At 62.7% G+C, this 24084-nt stretch carries 19 protein-coding genes; 7 read left to right on the forward strand and 12 right to left on the reverse strand.

Going from position 1 to position 24084, the window contains the following annotated elements; genetic code table 11:
* Positions 1-594 precede the first annotated feature (594 nt).
* From E2K76_RS16145 to E2K76_RS16155, 3 genes are all read left to right on the forward strand, one after another.
* The gene (locus E2K76_RS16145) at positions 595-2511 is read left to right on the forward strand and encodes an AAA family ATPase (protein WP_136685487.1); all 1917 of its coding nucleotides are present in this window, start codon (positions 595-597) and stop codon (positions 2509-2511) included.
* Positions 2512-3194: 683 nt separating this feature from the next.
* Positions 3195-4324, forward strand: a protein-coding gene (locus E2K76_RS16150) for an IS3 family transposase (RefSeq protein ID WP_394343938.1) whose coding sequence is annotated in 2 segments (ribosomal slippage) — positions 3195-3441 and positions 3441-4324 — 1131 coding nt in all. Because the reading frame shifts where the segments join, the coding sequence is not laid out codon by codon here.
* 38 nt (positions 4325-4362) lie between these two features.
* Positions 4363-5259 (forward strand): hypothetical protein, encoded by an 897-nt coding sequence (locus E2K76_RS16155; protein WP_136685489.1) that lies wholly within the window; start codon positions 4363-4365, stop codon positions 5257-5259.
* Positions 5260-5641: 382 nt separating this feature from the next.
* Here E2K76_RS16155 and E2K76_RS16160 read toward each other — a convergent pair whose 3' ends face one another.
* Together E2K76_RS16160 and E2K76_RS16165 are read right to left on the reverse strand one after the other, a co-directional pair.
* Positions 5642-7771, reverse strand: coding sequence for a TonB-dependent siderophore receptor (locus E2K76_RS16160; protein WP_136685490.1), 2130 nt, complete (start codon positions 7769-7771; stop codon positions 5642-5644).
* Between the two features lie 137 nt (positions 7772-7908).
* Entirely contained in the window at positions 7909-8871 is a 963-nt protein-coding gene (locus tag E2K76_RS16165) for an ABC transporter substrate-binding protein (RefSeq protein ID WP_136685491.1), read from the reverse strand.
* 113 nt (positions 8872-8984) lie between these two features.
* Between E2K76_RS16165 and E2K76_RS16170 the strand changes: the two genes are divergently transcribed.
* Genes E2K76_RS16170 through E2K76_RS16180 form a run of 3 tightly spaced genes read left to right on the forward strand, consistent with a single transcriptional unit; the run spans position 8985 to position 11666 of the window.
* Positions 8985-9965, forward strand: coding sequence for a FecCD family ABC transporter permease (locus tag E2K76_RS16170; RefSeq protein WP_169053346.1), 981 nt, complete (start codon positions 8985-8987; stop codon positions 9963-9965).
* A complete protein-coding gene (locus E2K76_RS16175) occupies positions 9962-10912 on the forward strand; it encodes a FecCD family ABC transporter permease (RefSeq protein WP_136685493.1) in 951 nt (316 codons plus the stop codon). Before E2K76_RS16170 ends, E2K76_RS16175 begins: the two co-directional genes overlap by 4 nt.
* Positions 10902-11666, forward strand: a complete 765-nt coding sequence (locus tag E2K76_RS16180; RefSeq protein ID WP_136685494.1) for an ABC transporter ATP-binding protein — start codon at positions 10902-10904, stop codon at positions 11664-11666. The genes E2K76_RS16175 and E2K76_RS16180 overlap by 11 nt, the downstream gene beginning before the upstream one ends.
* On the opposite strand, the gene E2K76_RS16185 is transcribed toward E2K76_RS16180, so the two are convergent.
* Positions 11661-12554 (reverse strand): alpha/beta hydrolase, encoded by an 894-nt coding sequence (locus tag E2K76_RS16185; RefSeq protein WP_342773651.1) that lies wholly within the window; start codon positions 12552-12554, stop codon positions 11661-11663. The two genes, E2K76_RS16180 and E2K76_RS16185, sit on opposite strands and share 6 nt — an antisense overlap.
* Positions 12555-12867: 313 nt before the next feature.
* Positions 12868-13287, reverse strand: a complete 420-nt coding sequence (locus E2K76_RS16190) for an NUDIX hydrolase (protein ID WP_136685495.1) — start codon at positions 13285-13287, stop codon at positions 12868-12870.
* A 353-nt stretch (positions 13288-13640) separates the two neighbouring features.
* Here E2K76_RS16190 and alaE point away from each other — a divergent pair, with 353 nt between their 5' ends.
* Positions 13641-13961, forward strand: a complete 321-nt coding sequence (gene alaE / locus E2K76_RS16195) for an L-alanine exporter AlaE (RefSeq protein ID WP_136685496.1) — start codon at positions 13641-13643, stop codon at positions 13959-13961.
* Between the two features lie 194 nt (positions 13962-14155).
* Here alaE and E2K76_RS16200 read toward each other — a convergent pair whose 3' ends face one another.
* From E2K76_RS16200 to E2K76_RS16235, 8 genes are read right to left on the reverse strand one after another with little or no spacing between them, the layout of a single operon-like run.
* Positions 14156-15310, reverse strand: a complete 1155-nt coding sequence (locus E2K76_RS16200; RefSeq protein ID WP_136685497.1) for an MFS transporter — start codon at positions 15308-15310, stop codon at positions 14156-14158.
* Positions 15300-16259 carry a hydroxymethylglutaryl-CoA lyase gene (locus tag E2K76_RS16205; RefSeq protein ID WP_136685498.1) on the reverse strand — a complete coding sequence of 320 codons (960 nt, stop codon included), beginning with the start codon at positions 16257-16259 and terminating at the stop codon, positions 15300-15302. The genes E2K76_RS16200 and E2K76_RS16205 overlap by 11 nt, the downstream gene beginning before the upstream one ends.
* Positions 16256-17998 carry an ABC transporter permease gene (locus E2K76_RS16210; protein ID WP_136685499.1) on the reverse strand — a complete coding sequence of 581 codons (1743 nt, stop codon included), beginning with the start codon at positions 17996-17998 and terminating at the stop codon, positions 16256-16258. Before E2K76_RS16210 ends, E2K76_RS16205 begins: the two co-directional genes overlap by 4 nt.
* Positions 17999-18007: 9 nt before the next feature.
* Entirely contained in the window at positions 18008-19099 is a 1092-nt protein-coding gene (locus E2K76_RS16215; protein ID WP_169053347.1) for an ABC transporter substrate-binding protein, read from the reverse strand.
* 49 nt (positions 19100-19148) lie between these two features.
* A complete protein-coding gene (locus E2K76_RS16220; protein WP_136685501.1) occupies positions 19149-20402 on the reverse strand; it encodes a CaiB/BaiF CoA transferase family protein in 1254 nt (417 codons plus the stop codon).
* Complete coding sequence (locus E2K76_RS16225) at positions 20396-21289, reverse strand: HpcH/HpaI aldolase/citrate lyase family protein (RefSeq protein WP_136685502.1); 894 nt, start codon at positions 21287-21289, stop codon at positions 20396-20398. Before E2K76_RS16225 ends, E2K76_RS16220 begins: the two co-directional genes overlap by 7 nt.
* Entirely contained in the window at positions 21286-22383 is a 1098-nt protein-coding gene (locus E2K76_RS16230) for an ABC transporter ATP-binding protein (RefSeq protein WP_136685503.1), read from the reverse strand. Before E2K76_RS16230 ends, E2K76_RS16225 begins: the two co-directional genes overlap by 4 nt.
* On the reverse strand, positions 22376-24082 hold the full coding sequence (locus E2K76_RS16235; RefSeq protein WP_136685504.1) for an ABC transporter permease: 1707 nt from the start codon (positions 24080-24082) through the stop codon (positions 22376-22378). Before E2K76_RS16235 ends, E2K76_RS16230 begins: the two co-directional genes overlap by 8 nt.
* Positions 24083-24084: the final 2 nt, after the last annotated feature.

Genomic DNA, 24084 nt, shown 5'->3' on the forward strand with positions numbered 1-24084 from the left:
TTAGAGCCGACGCGCATAGCGCGGCGCTTGCCGATTGACCGGCCCGAACAGGGATGTTGGGCGGAATAAACTAACAGAAAAAACCGCAGGGCAGGGGTGAGCGCGGGCCATAGCCCGTGTCGATCCCCTGGCCTGACCATTGGAATGACCCAAGCCGCGCCGTCCGCGCGGCTTTCCTTATCTGCTACGGCCAGACGATCGAGCTGGTGCCGGCCGTTCTCGCGCCCGCGCAAACAGCTTTACCCGAAGAGCCGTGGGAGGCCCCCGGCCCATAGCTGCCATTCGACCTTCGCCGATGCTGCGCGGCAGCGGTGCCGAAAGCGGACGTTCGCTGATCGCGCAGAAAAAAACCTGTCTCCGCGTGTCGATTATGGGACGAATCTGCCGTTCGCTGCATCTGCAGCCTCCTCGCCATTGCCACCTCGGGGGCCGTTCCGAAAGGCGGGAAGCGGACCTTCGCTGAAAGATCCGGCGGAGCGCTGATGCGAAGGCGTTCGATTTGTCCCAGGGTCACCATCAGCCTCTAAATACTTGAAACCCGCGCATTCCATGCACACTATGTTGTATATCATGGCAAGTTAGAGGGCGCGGCGTATGTTGCTCAAATCCGTTCAAATCGATCATTTCAAACACGTCCTTGATTCCACGCTTGTTGAGATACAGCCCGACATTACCTGCCTTGTCGGCAAGAACGAGAGCGGCAAGACCGCGTTCCTTGAAGCTCTTCGCCGCCTCAAGCCCGCACAAGGCAATGTCGATTTTAGTATTGGCAAGCACTACCCGGCTTGGCTGGAAAAGATGCACAAACGTCAAGGCAAGAACCTTGAGCAGTCCAAGCCCATTCAGGTGGTGTTTGAACTGAGTGATGCAGACGTTGCGGCGGTGGAGGCCGTCTTTGGGCAAGGCGTCCTGACATCACGGACGTTTGGTCTGAGCAGAAGATATGACAACCGATACATCCACGACTTTGAGGCAAGCGAGGAGACTGCTGTCGCAAATGCCATCGCTTGTGTTGACTTGCCTAAGAAGGTGATGACTGCAACCGCCGGGGCCAAAACATTTACCGAACTATCGAAGGCCTTGGCTTTGGTGGCGGAGAAGAATGGCGAAGATCAACAAGTTCAGACCGCCTGCAAGGCGCTCACAGACGAGATCGTAAAGTTGACTCCTGAGGAAAGCAGCTTCACCTCTCGTGTCTGGAAACTTCTGTTCGCTCGTGTCCCCAAGTTCTTCTTCTACTCTGATTACAGCCGCCTGCCCGGCAAGGTGCGCATACGCGAGCTTCTTGAGGCTGACGCGGAAAAACTTGATGAGGATGACCAAACCGCGCTGTCTTTACTTAAGCTGGCGGGCAGCGATCAGGACTATTTGTTGGATCCAGACTATGAGACACGGAAGCGAGAGCTTGAAAACGTCGCCAACGCAATCTCTCAGGATGTGCTTCAGTATTGGACAACAAACACCGACTTGCGGGTGTTGATCGACATTTCGCAGACGACCGAAAAGCGGCCTGACGGACAACATGCCGTCCATGATGAAATGCACGTTCGGATGTATGACAACCGACACATGCTTTCGCTTCCCTTTGATGAACGCTCCTCTGGTTTCCAGTGGTTCTTCTCATTCCTGACCGCCTTTTCCAGGTATGAGTATGACGACACGCCCGTGATCATCTTGCTAGACGAGCCCGCACTGGGCTTGCATGCGAAGGCCCAGAAGGATTTCCTGCGCTTCATCGAAGAGCGATTGGCAAAGCGGTGCCAAGTCATCTACACAACGCATTCGCCTTTCATGATAGAGCCCGATCGTCTTGAGCGGGCGCGCCTTGTCGAAGACAAAGGTCGCGATACGGGGTCTGTGACGACATCGGACGTTCTCACGACCGATCGTGACACGTTGTTCCCGCTTCAAGCTGCGCTCGGCTATGATATTGCTCAGCATCTGTTCATCGCCAAGGACAACCTTGTTGTGGAGGGCCCGTCCGACTTCCTGTTCATGCAGACCATTTCTGCCCGCCTGATAGAAGATGGGCGTGAAGGATTAGACCCACGCTGGTCCATCATGCCATTGGGTGGCGCAGACGTGATCCCGGCCTTTGTCGCCCTCTTGGGCAATCACCTTGATGTCACCGTCGTCGTGGATTCCCGAAAGGAGGGCCACCAGAAACTGACCGGATTGGCCAAGGCTGGGTTCCTTGCAGAGAAGCGTATCATAACCATCGGGGAAGTCGCCAATGCCAAGATGGCCGACATCGAGGACCTGTTCACGAAGGATGACTATGTTGCACTCTACAACGCGGCGTTCGGCAGGAAGATCAAGACCGCTGACCTGACGGGCACGGACCCGATCGTGCAGCAGATTGCCCGGGCGGAAGGGGTGGGGCGCTATGACCACAACGCCCCGGCGGAAATTTTGTTACGCGAGCGGGCGGAAGGGGTTGCGGCCCTTTCAGCCGGGACGCTGGGCGCATTCGAGACCCTGTTCAAGCGCATCAACGGGACCTTGGCCTAGGGGTGAGCAACCTCGTGGCATCGGTTTTTGATGTGTTCGAGAACCAGCGTGAGATTGATCGGTGGCCGGAAAACTAGCCTCGGAACCCACCCCCGACTGATTGTTCGTGGCGTGATCAATTGACGCACCGGCAAGATGTGTCCTGCCACATTTCAGGACCATAATTTGAGCAGTTCGAACGACCGGTTTGGGCTGGCCGTTCGCGCTGCACCTGCATTCGCTGCTGTCAGTCCGAATGTCGCTGATGGGCTCGACGCAGCGCAGCGTCCTAACGCAGAAGTGGAGCGCGCTCTGTTGCGGGCTCGCATCCCCGCCCTGCGGCCCATTGCTGCCGGTCGGGCGGTTAAGATGCTGCATCGCCGCATTCTCGGAAGCCGACGTTCGACTGGTGCCACAATGTAATGGCAGTCATGATGGCAGCTACAATAAGGTCGCAGTCGCTCGCGCACCGCATAAATAGTCGCCACATGTGCGGCTCACTCGAAAGTTTTGGAATGCTTTACAGGGATCTCATCTCGACGTTCGGTGCATCGTTGGCTGGCAGATCCGCCGCCAAGGATGACCCTGTCTGGAGTATTGTTCGATCCGACGAGCTGCGGCGCAGTCGCGAAGGCACTTTGTGGACCTGCACCGGTTCCGTTCCGGTCTTCTGAGAGCGATGCTCTCTTCAGAGGAGACAGGATATGGCAGCGACACACAGCGACGAATTCAAGCGTGATGCGGTTCGCATCGCACTCACCAGCGGCCTGACACGACGTCAGGTTGCGTCTGACCTCGGGGTCGGACTTTCGACTCTCGGCAAATGGATCCGGGCGATTTCCGATGAGGCGAAAGCACCGGAGCGTGATGGTGATCTTCTCCGCGAGAACGAACGGTTGCGGAAAGAGAACCGTATATTGCGCGAGGAGAGGGAGGTGCTAAAAAAGGCAGCTCAGTTCTTCGCGGCTCAAAAGCCGTGAAGTTCCAGTTCATTGCCAGCTATCGCGGGAGCCTTTCCTGCAGCCATCTGTGCCGGATGATGGGTGTGAGCGACCGCGGGTTACGCGCTTGGCGGCGCAGGCCCCCGTCGCATCGTCAGCGACGCGATATGGTGATCCTGACCCATATCCGCGACCAGCATCGGCTGAGCCTGGGCAGCTATGGCAGGCCTCGCATGACCGAGGAGCTGAAAGAGCTGGGCCTACGGGTTGGCCAGCGCCGAGTGGGCAGGTCAATGCGCCAAAACGGCATTCGCATCATTCGCAGCCGGAAGTTCAAGCGCACGACCGACAGCGATCATGCCTTCAACATCGCGCCAAACCTGCTTCAGCAGGACTTCGTGGCGAGCGGACTGAACCAGAAGTGGGCGGGCGACATTACCTATGTCTGGACGCGCGAAGGATGGGTCTATCTGGCCGTCATCATCGATCTGTATTCCCGCCGGGTGATCGGCTGGGCCATCAGCAACCGCATGAAGCAGGATCTGGCGATCAGGGCGCTGAACATGGCTGTTGCCCTGCGCCAACCGCCCCCGGGCTGCATTCACCACACCGATCGCGGGTCGCAATACTGTGCCCATGGATACCAAAAGATCCTTCGTAGGCACGGGTTCAGCGTATCGATGAGCGGCAAGGGAAACTGCTACGACAATTCGGCTGTCGAGAGTTTCTTCAAGTCGCTGAAGGCCGAGTTGGTCTGGCGTCGCGACTGGCACACCCGGCGCGACGTCGAGATCGCTCTCTTCGAATACATCAATGGCTTCTACAACCCGCGGCGAAGACACTCAGCCCTGGGCTGGAAATCACCCGTGGCTTTCGAACAGAGGGCCGCCTAACATGAGCACCCGACCGGAACAAAACCGGTGCAGGTCCATTGTCCGCGCTTCAGCAAGCCAAGGTGTATTTGCTCGACCATAACGCTGCGTCCTACGCCGATACGCTGCGTGACAGCGTAAACGATAGGGCTGTCGAGGCTGGTGTGGCGGCGATGACCATTCTAGGCGAGATACGGTTTCCTGCTCCAGTAACATGGGTGGAGTTCGACTATCGCGAGCTGGTAGTTGCTCGCTTCGAGAGAGGTTCACCTGCGACTGCGCATGACGATCGCCCCATCGGATCTGGTCATCGGGGCTTCTTGCTTGATTGTCGGCCGGACGACCATGTGATGATTACGATGTTCAGCCGCGGCTCAGGTAGCAGGATCATGGATCCACTCTGCGCTCTTCGGGTCAATCGCAACGGCATCGGTAAACTGGACTACGATGATGTAGTCGAAGAACTAAGTCGTTCGATGGTGGACTTTCGTGTGCAGCTCGGAGACTCGACAGAGAAGATACAGGCTCTGCGGATGTTGCATCGCATCGATACAGGTTACGACCTCTTTATCCCCTTCGCGCTCTTTGCGATGCTAGCTTCACCGGATCTCGGTGGCATCATTCCTTCGGAGGTCGAAACCTTCAATGCGAAAGAAGCCAGGACCGCTCGGAAGTTCGGAAAATCGTGGGTTCTTGCCGCCCCGAAATCTCACCTAACGATACAGATCGGGCCGCAGGCCATCGCGCATATGCAAGAAAGACAGGCTCGCCTTGAGTTCGAGCACAACGCTAAGTCGAGCAGAAACGGGCCGGTTCGCCATTGGGTAAGCGAGCACGAGCGACGCTATCGAAGCGGAAAGGTCGTCCTCATTAAGAGCCACCGGCGAGGAAGCGAACCTCCGGCCAACTTGCCGACCCGTGTCATGGGGCCAGACCCAGCAAGACCGATATCATGATCCCCTAGCATGGGAGGCGATTGATGACAGAGGGCTCAGAGCTTCGCCCTGGCTGGCCCACCCTCCTGTGAGCGAAGCCCAACGGCGGCCCATAGCCGCCGGTCGAACCGCAGCCAGTGCCGCGATGCAGCTTTCCGATAGCGGACGTTCATCGGCCGCGCAAAGGAAGCCTGCCATTACTTTTCAGGTGAAACAAACGCGCCATCCGATGCGATACATGTCCGGCATTCGGCAAAAGGGAGGGTGTCCTGCCGCCTCGCCGCCTATCATGCACGGTTATCTCGCCGACGCAGGCGCTGGTTTTGCCTGCGCGATAAACCGTCTATTTCGCAATAGAGAAAGATTGCGGCACGCCAGATATCTAGCGTGCCGCACCGTCTTTTTAGAACGCGCGTGACAACGTCAGGGCAACCTCGCGCCCGTCCGCTTTGCCGCATCCCCATCCGGCGAAGCTGCAGTGGGCGAAATAGTCCTTGTCGAACAGGTTGTTCACATTCAGCGCGACCGTGTTGTCGCCCCAAGTGTAGCGCGCCATGGCATCGGCCAGAACGTAGGAGTCCACCGAACGGCTGTTGCTGCTTTCTGCCCATGTCTCGCCCACGTAGCGAAGGCCGCCGCCAAGCGTGAAGCCTTCCGCAGCGCCGCCGAAGGCGTAAGTGCTCCAGACCGAAGCGATATGATCGGGCACCATGGCCGGCTCGTTGCCTTGATCGCCGCTGTTGGAGCTGCGGATTTCGGCGTCGATATAGGTATAGCCTGCCGTGACCGACCAGCGATCCGTGATGTTGCCGCGCGCCTCAAGCTCCAGCCCCTGATGACGGACCTTGCCGGTCTGAACTTGGAAGGCGGCATTGATTGGGTCCGTCGTCAGCACGTTTGTCTTGTCGATGCTGAAGACCGCAGCCGACAGTTGCAGCTGCGATCCGGCGGGGGCATAGCGCAGACCTGCCTCGAACTGGCTGCCTTCCGTTGGCTCGAACTGGCTACCGCCGAAGGTCTGCCCGATGTTGGTCGTGAAGCTTTCGCCATAGCTGGCATAGGGGATGAAGCCGTTGCCCAGATCCCATGTCGCGCCCAACATGCCCGTGGTGGCAGTGTCCTTCTGCTGCGCATAGGCGACACCGGTTCCCGAAGGCTGGCGGTTGAACGTCTGATTGTCGATCCACGACCGGCGCAGACCTGCAGTAACTGTCACCCCGTTGCCGAAGCGGATGTGATCCTGAACGTAGATGCCCTTCTCCTCTACATCGGTCTTCGTGTCGGAATTGGCGAACAGCGGCGGTTCGGTGATCTCGAAATCATAGCTCGGGTCGGCAATCGCGATGGGGTAGTAATCCAGCCCTAGCGCGCCGTCCTTGCGCTGCCGCGTCATGTCTGCCCCGACGGTCAGGGTGTGGTCGGACGCGCCGATCCGGCCGCGGATTTCGGCCTGGTTATCCAGCGCCCAGTAGTTGACCTTCTGATCGCCCGCGAAGGCAGCGTAATTCATCACGCCCGGAGTCGCGGTCATGCCGCTGTAATACATGTGCTGGAAGTCGGTCGTCTGCCGCGCATAGCGGAAGTTTTGGCGCAGGGTGATGCCGGCGTTCAGGTCATGCTCCGCCTCCCAGCCGATGCTGGCCTGTTCCGTTTCGAACTTGTTCCACGGGCTTTGCTGGTCGAGGAACGAGAAGGGAAGATCCCCGAACTCCGCCCCGTAATCGACGCCCGCGACGGGGATCGAGTTGCTGGGGGTCAGATCGTCCTTCTGGTAATGACCAAGGAACGTGATCGAGGTCGCCGCCGTCGGCGCCCATGTCACGCCAAGCGCCAGCAGGTCGGCGTCATCTTCGGATGGGGATACGTCGTTCGACCCGTCGCGCTTCAGGCCCGTCAGTCGCCACGACAGCGTCTTGTCCGCGTTCACGTCGCCCCAGTCCGCCGACACCTCTGCCGTGTCATGCGAGCCGTAGGAGACACGAGCTTCGCCCAGATGCTCGAAGGTCGGGCGCTTGGTGATCATGTTCACCAGACCCGCCACGTCGTTCGAGCCGTAAGGCACCGAGGCCGGCCCCTTCAGCACGTCGATGCGCTGCAGCATGTAAGGATTGACCTTGAACGCGGTGTAGCTCTGCGACTTGTTGATCAGCCCGTCGCGGAACAGCCCGTTTACGCCCAAATCGAAGCCGCGGACCGAGAATTGATCGTAGCGGTCATCACCGCCCCAAGCCGGTGCGACGACGCCGGGAGTATAGGCCAGCGCGGACTCCACCTGCAAAGGCGCGCGGTCAATAAGCTCCTGCCGTGTAATGGTATTAACCGTCATCGGCACTTCGGTGATCGGCGCGCCGGACTTCAGGCCGGTCGCGGTGGAACCGACGGAATAGCCGACGCCGCCGGAGATGGCCCCACCCTCTCCCTCGACAATGATCGGCTGCAGCAGGGTATCCTGCGCGAATGCCGGAATGGTGGAAAGCGCGGTTGCACCCAGAATCAACGCAAGGCGGACGCTGCGGGGGGACGGGAGGGGCATGATGATGTGTCCTTGGGCCGCAGTCGGCGAAAGTCATGCGGCGTTGCAATCTGGCGGAGGGTGCCGCCGGCGGCGACCTGGGTTGCGCAGAAACGCTGCCTTGGCTGCCGCGCTTTTGTGATCTGAGGGTCCTCAAGTCAAGGAGACAGAACGAATTCCGTTGCTGGATTGCCGTCCACGGCGGCCGAGAGCGCGCGCGTCAACGGTTCCAGCGCCCATTCGATCGAGAGGGGGGATTGAAAGCTCATCGCGCCCATCATGTCCTTGCCCGCCCAGATTGCGCGCCCTTCTTGCGCGGCTCGGGTGTTCTGCCACGAGGGCAGCGCCTCCATCGCCTGCCGCGCGGGAGTTTCGATCAGCCACAGCACCACGTCCAGATCGAAGATGTCGAACCGCTCGGGGCTGACCTGAAACCGGTCGCCGCCCGCCGCCATGTCGTCGAAGGCTTGCGGCGTGGCGATCCCAAAGCGCGACAGCAGACGGTTCGCCCCGTCCATACTGCGATAGCCGGTGATCTGGCCGTTGCCGAAATAGGCGGCGGTGCCCGACAGGCCCGCGAATTCCGGATGAGCGGCGACGGCGGCCTCGATCTTGCCGTCGATGCGGGCGATCACCGTTTCCGCCTCGGCTTCGCGTCCGGTGGCCTGTGCGATCAGCTGCAGCTCGTCCTCCCACGGGCCGCCCCATGTCTGGTGGGCACCGGGCGGACCGATCACGGGGGCGATGTCCGACAGTTGGGCGTAAGTGCGTTCGTCCATCGACGAAAAGGTGGCGAGGATCAGGTCCGGCTCCAGCCCCCAGACCCATTCGACATCGATCTCGAACCCGTTCTGCACCTCGGGCGTCGCGCCTGCCGCGTGACGCGCCGCCTCTGCCCATGGCCATGTCGCATAGGGGTGGCCGCCGAACCATTCATGCACGCCTACGGGTGCCAGCCCAAGCGCATAGAGGAAATCCTGCTCGTGATACCCGACCGAGACGATGCGCGTCACCTTGTCGGGGTCCACCTGCGTTTTGCCGAAACCGTGGCGGATCGTGATCTCGTCGGCCATCGCGGGCGTGGCAAGCGACAGGGCCAGAAGGGTCAGGGTGCGGATCATCGGCGTCCTCGGATATGTCTGCCCAAGGGGCTAGACGTCGCCCATCGCAGGGTCAAGCGGCTTGACGATGGCCGCGGCGGTGGGCAATCAGGCCGAAACCGCCGGAGCCTGCCTTGTCCCTCATCCGCCATCTTGCCCTGCTGTGGCTTGCCGTTCTGGCGGGATCGGTGGCGGCGTTGTGCCTTGGCGCGCTGGACTATCCGCTGCACGCGGCTTGGGCGATGCTGACGGATTACGATCCAGCCGATCCGGCGCAGGCCATCATGGCGGGGATGCGCCTGCCGCGCGTGATCGCCGCCGTTGTCGTAGGTGCGGCGCTGGCCGTGGCGGGCGTGATCATGCAGGCGATGACGCGCAACCCCCTCGCCGATCCGGGACTGACGGGGGTGAATGCGGGGGCGGCGCTGGCGGTTGTGCTGGGGCTCTATGCGTTCGGGGCGGTGTCGCAGCCGGTAGTGGCTGGGCTGGCGCTGCTTGGCGCGGCGCTGGCGGCGGTGCTGGTGCGGTTGCTGGCGGGGGGCGGCGACAGCACCCTGCGGCTGCCGCTGGCGGGGGCGGCCTTCGGCACGCTTTGCCTGTCGCTGGTCGCGCTGATCGTGCTGCTGAACCCCGAGGCGCGGAACATCTACCGTTTCTGGATGGTCGGATCGCTGGCCGTGTCCGACATGGCGGCGGTGCTGCGGCTGGCCCCCATCGCCGGGATCGGCATCGTGATCGCGCTGCTTGCCGCCCGCCCGATCGAGGCGTTGATGCTAGGCGTGGAAATGGGCAGCGCGCTTGGGCTGAACGTGGGGCGCGTGATGGGCCTCGGCCTTGCGGCGGTCGCGATGACGGCGGGGGCTAGCGTGGCCATCGCGGGGCCGGTTGGTTTCATCGGACTGATCGCGCCGCATATCGCCCGACGGTTCGGGGGCGGTCTGGCGGCGCAGGTGCTGCTGGCCTGTCCCATCGGCGCGGGGCTGGCAGTCTTTGCCGATCTGGCGGGGCGCTGGTTCGCGCGCCCCGCCGAGTTGCAATTGGGCATCGTGCTGGCCATGGTGGGCGCGCCCGCGTTCATGATCCTCGTCCGCCGCATGCTGCGAGAGGCGGCATGAGGATCGCGTTTTTTGCCCTGACGGTCGCGCTGGCGGCCCTGTCGCTGGCGGCGGGGCGAAGCTGGCTTCTGCCGCAGGAACTGGCCGCTGCGCTGCTGGACCCCGAGGGCGCAGGCCGCATGGTCTGGAGCCTGCGCGTTCCGCGCGTAGTGGTCGGACTGGTCGCGGGGGCCTGTTTCGGGCTGTCGGGACTGGTATTCCAGACGCTGCTGCGGAACCCGCTTGCCTCGCCCGATGTGATCGGGGTGACCCAAGGGGCGGCGTTCGGGGCGGTTGCCGCGCTCGGGTTCGGTGTGCCGGTGATGCTGGGGGCGTGGGGCGGCGGGCTGGTCGCGATTGCGGCGCTTGGCTGGCTGGCGGCGCATCCAAAGCGCGGGATCGAGCCGCGGGCGGTGGTGCTGCAAGGCCTCGCGCTGGCAATCCTCGCCGGAGCGGGGACCGAGGCGCTGATCCTGCGGATGGGCGACACCGATGCGGGGGCCGCGATGACGTGGCTGGGCGGAACGCTGGGCGGCACGGCTTGGCCCGAGGTGACGCGCGCGCTGTGGCTTCTGCCACTGACCCTGCCGCTTTTGCTGGCGGGACGGGCGCTGGACCGGCTGGAGCTTGGGGACGACCTTGCCCACTCGCTCGGGCTTCGGGTCGGGGCGTTGCGGGTGGGCCTTGGGCTGTGCGCAGCGCTGGTGGCGGCGGGGGCGGTGTCTTTGTGTGGCCCGATGAGCTTCGTCGCGTTGGCCGCTGGTCCCATCGGGCGCATGGCGGCCCGGGGGCGACCCAGCCCCGTCTGCGCGATGCTGGTGGGTGCGGCCTTCGTGATGCTGGCCGACATCCTGGCCCGCAGCGTGGCGCCGGTGGCGCTGCTGCCGACCGGGCTTTACACCGCGCTGATCGGCGCGCCCGTCCTGATCCTGACCGTCCGCCGCATGAGGAACCGCAATGCCCTATGACATCAGCGCGCTTTCGATCCGGCTGGGCGGCACGCCGATCCTGAGAGGGCTGACCTTTGCGCTGCCCGAAGGCGGGATCACCGGCATTATCGGCGCGAACGGGTCAGGCAAGACGACGCTGCTGCGGGCGCTGGCGGGGCTGCTGCCGCCAGACGGCGGCACGGTCCGGCATATGGGCCAACCCATCGGCGGCAGCGCGCGAGACCGCGCCCGCAGCATCGCTATGCTGCCGCAAAGTGCCACCGCGCCGCCGGGCCTGACCGTCCGCCAGCTCGTCGCGCGGGGGCGCACGCCATGGCTACGGCCATTCCTGCCGATGACGCCCACCGACCATGCCGCCGTGACACGCGCGCTGGAAGCAGTGGGCCTGACCGATCTCGCGGAACGCGTTGTCGACAGCCTTTCCGGCGGGCAGCGGCAGAGGGCATGGATCGCGCTGGTTCTGGCGCAGGAAAGCCGGACCGTCCTGCTGGACGAGCCGCTGAACTTCCTCGACGTGCCGCATCAGGCGGAGCTGGTCGCCCTGCTGCGCCGCCTTGGCCTGACGCGCAACATCGTGATGATCCTACATGACCTGACCATCGCCGCGCGGATCTGCGACCGTGTGTTGGCCCTGCGCGGCGGGGAGTTGGTCGCCTCTGGCGCTCCGTCCGAGGTTCTGACGCCGGAGCCTCTGCGCGAGACCTTCGGCATCGCCTTCGACTGCCTGACGCTGCCGGATGGCAAACAGACAATCCTGCCTTCCGGATTATGACCGCACGGCAAAGACGCAATGCAGCGCCCTGTTCACCGCAACCGGCAGCGCGGACATATGCGTCTCGTTTGCAAAGACCTCGAAACTGGCGCTGATGCCGGGCAAGGCGTCCAGATGTGACGCCATTTCTCGTGCTGCCTCCAGTGTCCGTTCCTGCGCCTTGGCTGCAAGACGCTTCTGCGCATCCTCGGCGTCGCGCTGGAAGGGCGCAAGCTGATCGCCCTCCCATTCGCCTGCCGACAGATGCACTGTGATCGCGCGCCCCGCAGGATCGAACGCATCGCGGTGGGCCAGCAGCCCACCTTCCCACATGATCGAGGGGCTGGCAGCGATGAAATGCGTAAAGCTTTCCGGCTTTGTGAACAGGTGCCAAAGTGCGAACAGGCCGCCGAATGAATGTCCGAAAAGCCCCTGTCGGGAAGGGTCGAGCCGGACTTCGGTCAACAGGAAAGGCCTGAGATCCTCTGCTATGAATCGTGCAAGTTCCGCGCCACCACCTGTGCGCACGTCCGGTGTGTCGGGCCAGAACGGGGGATATGTCGCGCCGGGCGGAGGCACCAAGTCCCAGCATCGGCGCGCTAGATCGAATGCATCATCGGTCGGATAGCCGATTCCGACCAACACGCCCTGACCCAGATTGGTGCCCGATGGGTAAGGCGCCTGCGCGCGCATTGCGTCGATTGCCGTGGCGATCACCGCATTGCCATCCGTCATGAAAAGCGCGGGCCAGCCATTGGCCGGCCTCTCTGCCGAGGGGACCCAAAGAAATATCCGCCGAACGGCACCGCTTAAAGCATCCGCGATGTCGAACCACCGAAGGCCGCCATGGCCTCTCCCCGAATGGACCGGCATAACCAAACTGACACTATCTTTGTGGATCATCGACATGACTTAGACCTCTACATTGGTCTTGGCGCTACGTCATCCCTCCCGGTGGAAGGGATCGGGCACATCCTTGAAGGCTGCTGAAACCTCAGACCAATCCAGAGACAGCGTAAGCGCACATTAGCGGACTATCGAGTCGTCCATGGGCTTCTGAAGTGCGGACGGAGGCCCCGGCCCATAGCGGACGGTCGCCTAGCGCCAATGCTGCGAAGCAGCGGTCCCGAAAGCGGACGGTCGCTGACCGCGCAGAAAAAAGCCTCTCGGGCTGGGCGTTGCGGACCTTTGGTTTATCGCTGTGCCGGAGGATGCTGCTGAATCAGGCGAAGTTTGCGATCAACGCGGCCAGATCGGGTTCAGCGACAAGGCCGGCGGCTTTCTCAAGTGACAGCCACGTTCTTCTGCGCTGTTTGCATTCGGGAAACTTCGCTGCGGCTTTTGTTGATTTGAGCGCGAATACTACGACTTCGAGTTCCATTGCCAGCTCGGGTTTGGAATAGTGGTAGCTGCCAACCGGCACCGGATGTATCACTCCCTTGACGCCTGCTTCCTCCCAAGCCTCCTGCTCCGCAGCTTCAGCGAAAGTCTTACCGGGCATCGGCCAGCCTTTCGGAATGACCCATCGGCCGGTATCTCTGCTGGTCACAAGCAGGATCTCTAAATCAGGCCCGTTTTCACGCCAACACAACGCCCCACATTGGATGGAGCCGCGGCTGTTGTGATCGTCTTTCCTGACCATGAACTCCGTTCCCGAGGTCTGGGACGTTCCACACCAGGCGGATCGACCATCAGCGGGCGATAACCCGCAAGTGAATCTGGCACAACCTCTACGACAGAGTGAATGCATCTACTTCATATGCGTGAGGATCTTCTTTGGGCTCCGAGCGTCATTCCGGCCGAATTTTATCGTGCAAATCGGGTCTTAAAAAGCCGCGGCCCATTGCCGCCGCTCACCCCACTGAGGCCGCTGCATTTGAAGCTTCCCCGAGGCGATCGGGGTGCCACGAGAAACACGTTCAACGTCTTGGCGTGGGACAGACCGGAACGCCGACCTAAGTCCCGTGATATGGATGATCACGGGGATGCAAGCGGTTGGCAGATACCACAAGGCGGTCTGGAGCCATATGGGGATATGTCGCAGATACGCTGGCGTTGATCCTGTTTTTTACCACGACTGGCATCATCAATGAGCGCTTCATCGCAGGGATGACGTGGGAGCAGGTTTTTCATGCACGTCTGATTGGCGGTGTCTTGATGATCCCGGTCGGGCGGCCCTATGGGATGTGGCGAGATTGGAAGATGGCCCACGCTAGCGAGGAGATGCGTTTAGCCTACTGCGACGCCAGCCTACAGATCCGCTGTCTCCTCCGAAGGCGGCACCGAGAACGACAAGGCGAGGGCGGTTGCAAATAAGTGCCTCGTAGGAAATGCCATCATATAGCGGCCATCATGATGAGAAGGGCGGGAAGCCTGACTTTCTCTGCGCTCTAATCATCGTTCACGTAAATGAGCAGATGATAGGCTGTAAATCTTCGGTCAGGTGCCGCCAAGTATTTGCAGAATAAGGCTATAGACAGCCCGAGAGCTTCAATCCTGTTGCAGGAAGTCTAGCGTCGACGGTCAAGGCTGCGAGGGCGTAGGGATGTGACACCCCAAAGTGCAATTCCCGAGACGGCTAGCACCCCTGCCGACCCCAATGGACCCACGATGAGGCTAGCTACAAATGGAAGGCAAAATTGCGCCACGCGATTGGCAGTCAGCCGCAATGACAATGAAGTGCCACGAGCAGATGTCGGCGCAACCATGAGTGTCAGCGCTATGGTGCTGGTAAGCGCGACTCCAATGCCAAACCCGACGGCAATCATGCTCACTGCCATCGCCCAAGCAGGCACTGGAAGCCCAAGCGAAATTAAGCCCGCTCCACCCGAAACCAAAGACCATGTCATGACCGAGCTTCGTCCGAACCGTCTGACGGCGCGGCTGAAGAACAGGCGTGAAACCATCGCCGCTGCGGCCCGCAAGCTTAGCAACGCGCCTATCATGGCCGGCGAAATACCTCTTTCCTCTCCCAAGAGCGGAAAGAAGGCCAGCACAAGATCCTGCGAAGCGACACAAATGCTTCCGATCACGATAAGCCATCGAAGCCCGCGCGTGGAGGCAATCGTGGATAGCGGAACCTTAGCAGCCTTCGCCCTGCCTCGAGGCCTTGGTGCAACGCGCCACAGGATCGCAAGCGCCGCCACCAGAAGCACCGCACCAACAAAGGGCACGGCAAGTCGGTTACCCTCCCATGCTAGGAAAAGCGGGCCGATTGCTTGGCCCATTGATATGGCGACCATGTAGTCGCCAAGCATCTTGTCACGATGCACCCTGCTGGAACTGCGTGAAATCATCAGCTGCATTGCCGCCAGAACGAGCGTCTGCCCGATTCCGAGGATCGATGTCGCAACAATCAGAACCGAAAACGTCGGGACCGCCAGCATCAGGATCGCTGTCGCCACGAGGATGCACATACCCCCTGCCATTGCGGAGGTCCGGGCACCCCCGCGGTCATTAAATCGGCCTAGGCCAATCGTCAGGAACACGGGCAAGATGGCGAATGTAGCCGAGAGTAAACCGACTGTCTGCGGCCCGAGTCCGATGTCGAGCGCGGAATATGTGGTCAGAACCCTCGTGAGCGGTACGGTCGCCTGCACCAGAAGCCCAGCCACCATCACCGGCAGGGCCACTGATGTCAGGATCTGCCGTTTGCTATTGTCCAAGGCCCGCCCGAATTGTGTGCAGACTTCCCCCCTTGCGCACAGAACCGGGAAGTGGGTGTCCGACAATCCGTTCGGCAAGCACGGACGCCTCGATCAGCGCGTTGAAGTCTATGCCTGTTTCGATGCCCGCCTCTTCGCATAGGAAGACGAAATCCTCGGTGCAGAGGTTTCCGGCTGCCCCTTTATGCGCGGCAAAGGGGCAGCCCCCCAGCCCTCCTACCGAAGTGTCGAAATCGGAGACGCCCATTTCCAGCCCCGCCTGTGCATTTGCGATCGCCATGCCGCGGGTATCGTGCAGGTGCAACGACAGCGACTGATTGGGATACCGCTCCCGGATTGTGCCGACCGTGCGTGTGACCTGTCCCGGCGTTGCCCACCCCATTGTGTCGGAAAGGCCGATTGTTTCCAGTGTCACGTCAGCCTCAGCTGCAAGGGCGAACACGTCCTCCAGCGTTGCAAGAAGCTGGTCCAGCGGGATATCGCCCTGGAAATTGCACCCGAATGCCGCATTCACGCTGCCTTTGGTGATAGGCACGTTGTTGGCCTTGAACAGCGCAATCATCTCGCGCCGCGTCTCTCGTTGTCGTTCGGGCGTCATGTCCATGTTGCGCGACAGGAACGCAGACGAAGCCGACAGGCTGATCCCCCCCTCAATCGAAAGCCGTCCGGTCGCTATCGCGCGGTCGAGGCCGCGCGCGTTCAGGTATAGGCTGGTATAACGCACGCCGGGGCGCAGGGTCAGGCCGGCGACCACATCCTCGGCGTCGTTCCATTGCGGCACCTTCTTAGGGCTGACGAAGGACACCGTCTGGATCTCGGCCAGGCCGGTCTGCGACAGCGCGTCGATCAACGCGATCTTGTCGGCGGTCGGGACCCGCGTCTTCTCGATCTGGATGCCCTCGCGCGGGCCATCCTCGTTTATGGTGACACGTTTGGGAAGATCGCTCATTTTACCAGCCTCACTCCGAAGACGCCCTGCGCCAGCGCGATAAAGAAAACGGTCAGTCCGATCTGGACCGCCGACAGCGCGGCCATCGGCCCGATATCGCCATTGACCCAATAGCGGAGCATTGATGTGCCAAGCACCTCGGTCCCCGGCCCGAACAGGAAGACGGCGGTGGAGTATTCCTTAAGGAAGGCGACGAAGATCAGCGCATAGGCCCCCAGCATCGCCGGCCGCAGCAGGTGCAGGATAATCCCCGTCGTTGCCTGCCACCACGTCGCGCCCATCACCCGCGCGGCACGGTCCAGATCCGGCCCGATCTGCGCCAGCGCCGGCGACAGCACGCCGAACCCCGTCGGCAAATAGCGCGACAGATAGGCCAGCCCGATGATCCAGATCGTACCATTCAGCGCCGACAGGCCCGGCACCGTCAGCATGGCATAGAACACGCCCAGCCCCGCGATGACCCCCGGCACGGCGCGCGGCATCAGCGCGATATATTTCAGCGGCCCGCGCCAGCGGAAGGTCGACCTATGCACCACCAGCGCCACCAGCGAATAGGCCACCGTCGCAAGGAACCCGCCGCCGATCGCCAGAACCAGCGTGTTCGTCAGCGACCGGATGTTGGACGGATTGGCCAGCGCCTCGGCAAAGTTTGCCAGCGTCAGCAGGTTCACCAGCGGCACCAGCGGCGACAGGAAGCTGACGAAGGCGCGCAGCAGCACCATGCCAAGCGGTATCGCAATCCCCAGCAGAACATAGGCCATGACCAGCGCAAAGGCGGGCCAGCGCCAGACGCCCAGATCGAAGATGCGCGCGGCGGTTGCCTTGCCGCTGACAGTCTGGAACCGACGCGGGTTGCCGACGATCTTTTCCTGCAGCAAAATTAGCACCGCGATGATCGCCAGCAGCAGCACAGTCGCCGCACCGACGACGCCGTAGTTGGGCTGCGGACGCTCGATCCCTTCGGCGTAGATGAAGGTCATGAACATCTCGATCCCCACCGGCTTGCCGATGATCAGCGGGATCGACAGCGATTCCAGCGCCCCGAGGAAGTTCAGGATGCCGCTATAGGCGATGGCGGGCAGCAGCATCGGCAGCGTGATGCGCGTGACCACGCGCCACGGCCCCGCGCCGCAGGTCCGCGCCGCATCTTCAAGCGAGCTGTCCGACAGTGCCATCGCCCCAAGGCAGAACACCACCGTGACGGGGATCGACGAGATGCCCGAGATCACCGACATCCCCGAGATGGAATAGAGGTTCCATGGCACCACTCCGAAGGTTGTCCGCATCCACAGCGTCACGAACCCCGACGGCCCGTAGGCCACGAACCACCCGAACGCAAACACCAGCCCCGAGATGAACAGCGGCCAAAGCGTCACGCTACCGAACATGCGCGCCAGCGGCAGGTTCGTGCGCCCGATCAGCAGCGCCAGCACCGCCCCGAGCCCTTGCGAGATCACCGTGGACCAGAAGGAAAACGTCAGCGAATTCCACACCACCCCGCCGAAGGCCGGAGCCGACAGGATGGCGCGGTAGTTAGCGGTCGTCAGCTCTTGCCCCGTGGCATAGATCGGGCGGTCGATGACGCTCTGATACAGGATCGGCAGGATCGGCCCCAGCACGACCAGCACCGTCACCAGCGCAAGGCCGTATTGGATCGCCCTTGCCTGACGGTCGCTTCCCTGCCCGCCGGGGCGGTGGCCGGTCGCGACCCTCGGTGCCTCTGTGGTCTGTGCGGACACGATATGCTCCTAACGGCCTGTAGCCTGACGATAGCGGGCGACGAAAGCATCGAACGTCTCGTTCGAGGCCAATTCCGCATCGAAGGTGATCGGGATCATGTTCTCCTCTCCGATCTGGGCGACGACTTCGGCATAGGTCAGCCCGCCATCGACATCGGCCGAGGTCACATCGGGGCGCAGCGGCGTGCGCGCGCGTTTGCCAAGGCTGATCTGCCCGTCGCGCGACAAAAGCACGTCCAGCATAACCTTGGCGCTTTCGGGCGAATTCGCGGTCTTGGGGGCGGCGGCGCCGCGCAGCACGATGGGGTTGCCGTCCTTGATCGGTGCAAGGCCCACGATTTCCGCCCGCGCGGGGTCTTTCAGCGCCAGCCGTGCCACGCCTGCGCCCATGAAATAGGCCAGCGCGTATTCGCCGGTGGTCACCTTTTCCAGCATGGGGCCGGTGCCGTCGGGGCGGGTCATCGGGGCCAGCACGTCCAGCCATTCCCACGCCTTGTCGCCGTGGAACTTCACAAAGGCGCTGTGCGCGTTGTAGCCGTAGGGCGTCGTCGCGTCATAGGTGGTGATCGTGCCGTTGAAGACCTGCGGGTTTTCCGCTGCCAGTTCCGCAAGTTGGCCCATGCTGTCCGGCACCATATCCTCGGGCAGCAGCGCCTTGTTCCACATCAGCATCATCGGGTCGGCGGCGATGGTGTAAAGGCCGGGATGCGGCATGCTCCATGCGGGATAGACCGATGCCTCGGGCGAGGCATAGGGCGTGATCTGGTCGGTCTCCATCATCTTGACCCATGTCGCGATATCGGTCGTGACAATCAGATCTGCCGACGGCTGCCCCGAGGCGACCTCAGCCTGATACCGCGCACCGATCTCGCCACTGTTCAATTCAAGGAATTGCACCTCCACTTCGGGCAGCAGGGCGTTGAACAGCTCGACCGCGCCCTCCCACTGGACGGGCTCCATGTTGGTGTAGACCAGCAGCGGCCCTTCGCCGCGTGCCGTTTCCAGCATCGCAGTATAGGTTTCGGGATAGCCGTCCGGGACCTGAGCGTGGGCGTGACCGGCCAGCGCTATCGCGGCAAGGGTCATCAAAGTATGTTTCATCGTTTCCTCCTCCGTTGCTGCCGGCCTCCCCGCCGGCATGGGGGTATTTTCAGATCTTGCCGCGATGAACCGCGCCGCTCTCCTCCAAGGCTGCGCGTTCCACTTTGTCCATTCCGATCAGCGAAAGCACTTCGTCATTGTCCTGCCCGATGGAGGGGGCGGGGCGGTAATAGTGTGCCGGTGTCTTGCTGAGCTGGTTGGCGAAACCGAACATCGTGATCTCGCCCATTTCGGGGTCGGGCAGATCGACTACGACCTCGGTGTCCTGAAAATGCGGATCGTCCATGATATGCGATATGTCGTAGATCGGGGCGACCGTCACGTCGCGGGCTTCAAAGAAGGCGACGGCTTCGGGCTGAGTCATGGTGGCCATGAAATCGGCAACCCAACCGAGGATTTCGTCTTTCCGTTCGGTCCGCGCAGCGGCGGTGTTGTAGTTGGGGTCGCTGTTCAGATGACCCTTCCCGATCGCCTCGAACACGCGTTGCGGCATCGGCTCCATCGACGCCGACAGCGTCACGTAATTGCCGTCGCCGGTGCGGAACAGCCCGCGCGGCACGGTATACTGGGCTGAGTTGCTGTCGCGCGGGCGCACCTGACCCGACAGCTGGTAGTTGGCGGCTTGGGGGCCCTGGCTGATGAACAGCGGGGTGAACAACGACTGGTCGATCACCTGACCGCCGCCGTCGGGCATCTGCGCATGACGCAGCGCCGCCAGCGCGGATACGGCGGCGCAGTAGCCTGCCATCGTGTCGGCCAGCGGGCCAGGGGGCAAAACCGGCTCGCGGTCCGGAAAGCCGTTGGCGGCGGCGAAACCGGTCATGCCCTCTGCTAGCGTGCCGAAGCCAGGGCGATTGCGGTAGGGGCCGGTCTGGCCCCAGCCCGAAATCCGCACGATAACGAGGCGAGGGTTCAGCGCCAGCAGGTTTTCCGGCGACAGCCCGATCTTCTCCAGCGTGCCGGGGCGAAAATTTTCCACCAGCATATCGGCCTCGGGGACCAGTCGTTTCAGCACATCCACCGCACCGGCGCGGCGCAGGTCCAGCCCGAGGCTTTTCTTGCTGCGCGACAGGTTCTTCCAGTGCGTAGAATAGCCCGACCGCAGCCAGTGACGCAGCGTGTCGCCTGCAGCCGGTTCGATCTTGATGACCTCGGCCCCCAGATCAGCCAGCAGGAAGGTCGCGGTGTTGCCAGAGACGAGACGGCTAAGGTCCAACACGCGGACCCCTGACAGCGGCCCAACTGCGTCGGGGGTGAAATCGCGCTTGTGGATCGTCGTTTGGGGAGGGGTTTTCGTCAGCATTTGTTTTCCCGATCATGGGCCGCGGCGATCGCTTTGGCTGTGGCGAGTGTGGCAAGGGCGCGGGCAAGCACGGGGCGGTCGATCATCTTGCCCTCGTAGGAAAAGGCGCCGCGCCCTTGCGCGACGGCATCCTCATTGGCGGCGACGATGCCTTGGGCGCGGTCGATTTCGGCAGGTGTCGGGGAAAACTCTTCGTTCAGCACCGGGATTTGGTCGGGATGGATCGCGCTGCCGCCGGAAAAGCCCATGCGGCGGCCTCGGCGCACAGCCTCGCGCAGCCCGTCCAGATCGGTGTAATCGGCGACGGTGCCGACATAACCGAAGGGTTCGATCCCCGCCGCGCGGGCGGCAAAGACGATCATCTGCTTCGGCAGCGCCAGCGCATCGGCGGCAGGCTCCATCCGGCAGTCGGCGGCAATATCTTCGGCCCCCAGCCCGATGCCGAACAGGCGCGGATCTGCGGCAGCGATCTCGCGCGCGTTATATAGCGCCGCGGCGCTTTCGACGGCGGCGGTCAGACCGATCCCGCCGGGAGGAAGGCCGCGCTCCTCCTCCAGTTCAAGGATCGTTTCGGACAGGAGACGCACGTGATCCGCGCTTTCCGCCTTGGCGATGGAAATATAGGCGATGCCCGGGATCACTGCGGCTTCCAGATCGGCGATGGCCATCCGCAGGGGGCGGTTGATACGGATGCCGACCCCCGCGCCCCGCTGGCCAGCGGAGGCGGCAGCATCGCGCAGCGCAGCGCGGGCGGCGGGCTTGGCCGACAGGGTGACGCCGTCCTCAAGGTCCAGCGTGATCGTGTCGGCCCCGCGCAGATGCGCTTTGGCAATGAAGCGATCCGAACTGAGCGGGACCGTGAGGCTGGACCTTCGCAGCATCCTCATGCGGCACCCGCCGTCACGGGGGCCAGCGTATCGGCGGAGGCACGGAAGACCGCGCCCGCACCGTCCGGCACGCGGATGGTCAGGTTGTCGGCCTCCAGCCTGTCCTCGACCTCTAGTCGGACCGCATTGCCGCCGATGTCGATGCTGACCTGCCAGCGACCGCCGATATAGGCCTGCCCCATGACACGGGCGCGCAGGACGGTGCCCGGCCCATCGCCCGTCAGAAGCTGGTTCGGGCGGAGGGCAAGCGTCGCGGGCTGGCCCGCCACCGCGCGGGCGCTTGCAGGCAGGCCGAGCGTCTGGCCATCGGGGAATCGCAGATGCATCCGCCCCGCGCTGCCCGCCGCCACGCCCGTCAGGAAGTTCGTCGTGCCGATGAAATCCGCGACGAAGGCATCCGTGGGATTCTCGTAGATTTCCTGCGGGGTGCCGATCTGGGCAATCTCGCCCTTATTCATCACGACGATGCGGTCGGACAGCGACAGCGCCTCCACCTGATCGTGGGTGACGTAGATCGTGGTCATCCGCAGCTTGTCGCGCAGTTCCGCCAGCCAGATGCGGGCACGGTCGCGCAGTTTCGCGTCGAGGTTCGACAGCGGCTCGTCCAGCAGTAGGATCTCGGGGTTGTAGACCAGCGTGCGGGCCAATGCGACGCGCTGCTGCTGGCCGCCCGAAAGTTCGTGCGGGAAGCGGTCGGCATAGGGGCCCATTTCGACCAGATCCAGCGCTTGGGCGATACGGCGAGTCTGTTCGGCCTTCGGCACGCGGCGCAGTTTCAACGGAAAGGACAGGTTCTTGGCCACCGTCATATGCGGCCAGAGCGCATAGCTTTGGAACACCAACCCGCAGCCCCGCGCCTCGGGCGGCAGAAAGATACCCTTCGCTCCGTCATAGAACGTGCGCTCTCCGATGCGGATGCTCCCTTCGGTCGGACGGTCCAACCCGGCGATGGCGGCCAGCGTCGTCGATTTGCCGCAGCCCGACGGCCCGAGGAAGCTGACGAATTCCCCGTCGCGGACGTGCAGCGAGAAGTCCTTGAGCGCGGTGAACGCCCCGAACCGTTTGACCAGATGATCGATGACAAGCTCAGCCATAGATTTTCACTCCGAAGACGGACCGCGCGAGGGCGATGCAGATGGCGATGATGGCGACCTGAACGGTGGAAAGAGCGGCGACATAGCCGAGATGGCCCTGCGTCCAGAATTGCAGAAGGGTGGTGCCGATGACCTCGCTTCCGGGGGCATAAAGGAAGACGGCGGTCGAGTATTCCTTGAAGAAGTTGATGAACAGCAGCGCGAAACAGGCCACGATCGCGGGCTTCAGCAGCGGCAGCACCACGCGCGTGATCGACCGCCACCAGCTTGCCCCCTGAACGCGGGCGGCCTGATCCAGCTCCGGCCCGATCTTCAGCAACATCGGCGCGATGGCTCCGTAGCCGAGCGGGATTGCGGCCATGGTAAAGGCGATCATCAGGATCCAGACCGTGCTGCGCAAGGGCGCAAGGCCGGGGATCATCGCGACCGCGTAGAAGAACCCGATCCCCGCGATCAGCCCCGGAATGGCGCGCGGCATAAGCGCGACATACAGCAGCGGGCGGCGGAACCGGAACTCGGACCGGTGGACCACGATGGCGACCAGCGTGATGAACACCGTGGCTATGATGCCGCCGACGCCTGCGATGAAGAGCGAATTCCAGATCGAGCGGACGTAGGATGGAAATTCTGCTAGAACGCGGAAGTTGTCCAGCGTCAGCACATCGGCCAGCGGGGCCATCGGATGCAGGAACGTCACGAACCCGCGCAGCACCAGAATGCCCAACGGCAGGCAGACCGCCAGCAGCACATAGGCCGCGACGACCGCAAAGACCGGCCAGCGGAACGCCCCCAGCGGGAACGGGCGCGGACGCACCGACTTGCCGCCGATGGTCACGTATTTGCGCGTCGCCCCCAGCACGCGGCTTTGCAGCGCGATCAGCCCGACAATGATGACCACCAGAACCAGCGCGGCGGTGGCGGCCACGCCGTAATCCGGGATCGCGGCATTGCCGATGCGTTCATACAGGAAGGTCGAGAAGACCTTGACCCCCGACGGCGTGCCGAAGACCAGCGGGATCGACAGCATTTCCAGCGACGAGGTGAAGATGAGGATGGAGCTGAAGAACAGCGACGGCTTCATCAGCGGCAACGTGACGTTCACCAGCGTGGAGATGCGGCCTGCGCCGGCGATGCGCGCCGCTTCCTCGAAGGTCGGGTCGGTCGATGCCGCCGCCGCCTGGCCATAGATGAACGACACCGGCGCAAGCGATACGCCCGCCACAAGGCTCATTCCCCAAAGGGTATAAAGATCCCACGGCATCCCGCCCGTCGCCAGCATCGCAAGCTGCGTGATGTATCCCGAAGGCCCGTAGATCGTCGCCCATGCAAAGGCGAGGATCAGCGACGAGACGTACAGCGGCCAGAGGAACACCTCGCCCAGCAGACGGCGCAGGGGCAGGTCGGTACGCCCGATCAGGATCGCCGCCGCCGTTCCGATGATCTGCGCAATGAATGTCGCGATCAGCCCGAACAGCAGCGTGTTCAGCGCCATCTGCCAAAAGCCCGGAAATCCCGTCAGCCGCGAGAAATTGGCGAAGGTGAACGCGCCGTCGTCATAAAGCGGCTTGTCGCTGAAAGCCTGCAGAATGATGGGGGCCATGGGTGCGGCCACCAGCAGCACGGTCAGCCCCGCAAGCCCGTATTGGATCGGGATTTCGCCGAACGAGGATCGCCTTGGCGTATCAAGGGCAAGTGTCATCC

The organism is Falsirhodobacter xinxiangensis (genome assembly GCF_004959935.1).
Classification (GTDB): Bacteria; Pseudomonadota; Alphaproteobacteria; order Rhodobacterales; family Rhodobacteraceae; genus Falsirhodobacter; species Falsirhodobacter xinxiangensis.

What these genes read in the sequence shown, in the direction of transcription:
- E2K76_RS16145 (WP_136685487.1), top strand. Translation starts at nt 595, where the DNA reads ATGTTGCTCAAATCCGTTCAAATCGATCATTTCAAACACGTCCTTGAT.
- E2K76_RS16160 (WP_136685490.1), bottom strand. Translation starts at nt 7,771, where the DNA reads ATGCCCCTCCCGTCCCCCCGCAGCGTCCGCCTTGCGTTGATTCTGGGT.
- E2K76_RS16165 (WP_136685491.1), bottom strand. Translation starts at nt 8,871, where the DNA reads ATGATCCGCACCCTGACCCTTCTGGCCCTGTCGCTTGCCACGCCCGCG.
- E2K76_RS16175 (WP_136685493.1), top strand. Translation starts at nt 9,962, where the DNA reads ATGAGGATCGCGTTTTTTGCCCTGACGGTCGCGCTGGCGGCCCTGTCG.
- E2K76_RS16180 (WP_136685494.1), top strand. Translation starts at nt 10,902, where the DNA reads ATGCCCTATGACATCAGCGCGCTTTCGATCCGGCTGGGCGGCACGCCG.
- E2K76_RS16185 (WP_342773651.1), bottom strand. Translation starts at nt 12,554, where the DNA reads ATGTCGATGATCCACAAAGATAGTGTCAGTTTGGTTATGCCGGTCCAT.
- E2K76_RS16190 (WP_136685495.1), bottom strand. Translation starts at nt 13,287, where the DNA reads ATGGTCAGGAAAGACGATCACAACAGCCGCGGCTCCATCCAATGTGGG.
- E2K76_RS16205 (WP_136685498.1), bottom strand. Translation starts at nt 16,259, where the DNA reads ATGAGCGATCTTCCCAAACGTGTCACCATAAACGAGGATGGCCCGCGC.
- E2K76_RS16215 (WP_169053347.1), bottom strand. Translation starts at nt 19,099, where the DNA reads ATGAAACATACTTTGATGACCCTTGCCGCGATAGCGCTGGCCGGTCAC.
- E2K76_RS16220 (WP_136685501.1), bottom strand. Translation starts at nt 20,402, where the DNA reads ATGCTGACGAAAACCCCTCCCCAAACGACGATCCACAAGCGCGATTTC.
- E2K76_RS16225 (WP_136685502.1), bottom strand. Translation starts at nt 21,289, where the DNA reads ATGAGGATGCTGCGAAGGTCCAGCCTCACGGTCCCGCTCAGTTCGGAT.
- E2K76_RS16230 (WP_136685503.1), bottom strand. Translation starts at nt 22,383, where the DNA reads ATGGCTGAGCTTGTCATCGATCATCTGGTCAAACGGTTCGGGGCGTTC.
- E2K76_RS16235 (WP_136685504.1), bottom strand. Translation starts at nt 24,082, where the DNA reads ATGACACTTGCCCTTGATACGCCAAGGCGATCCTCGTTCGGCGAAATC.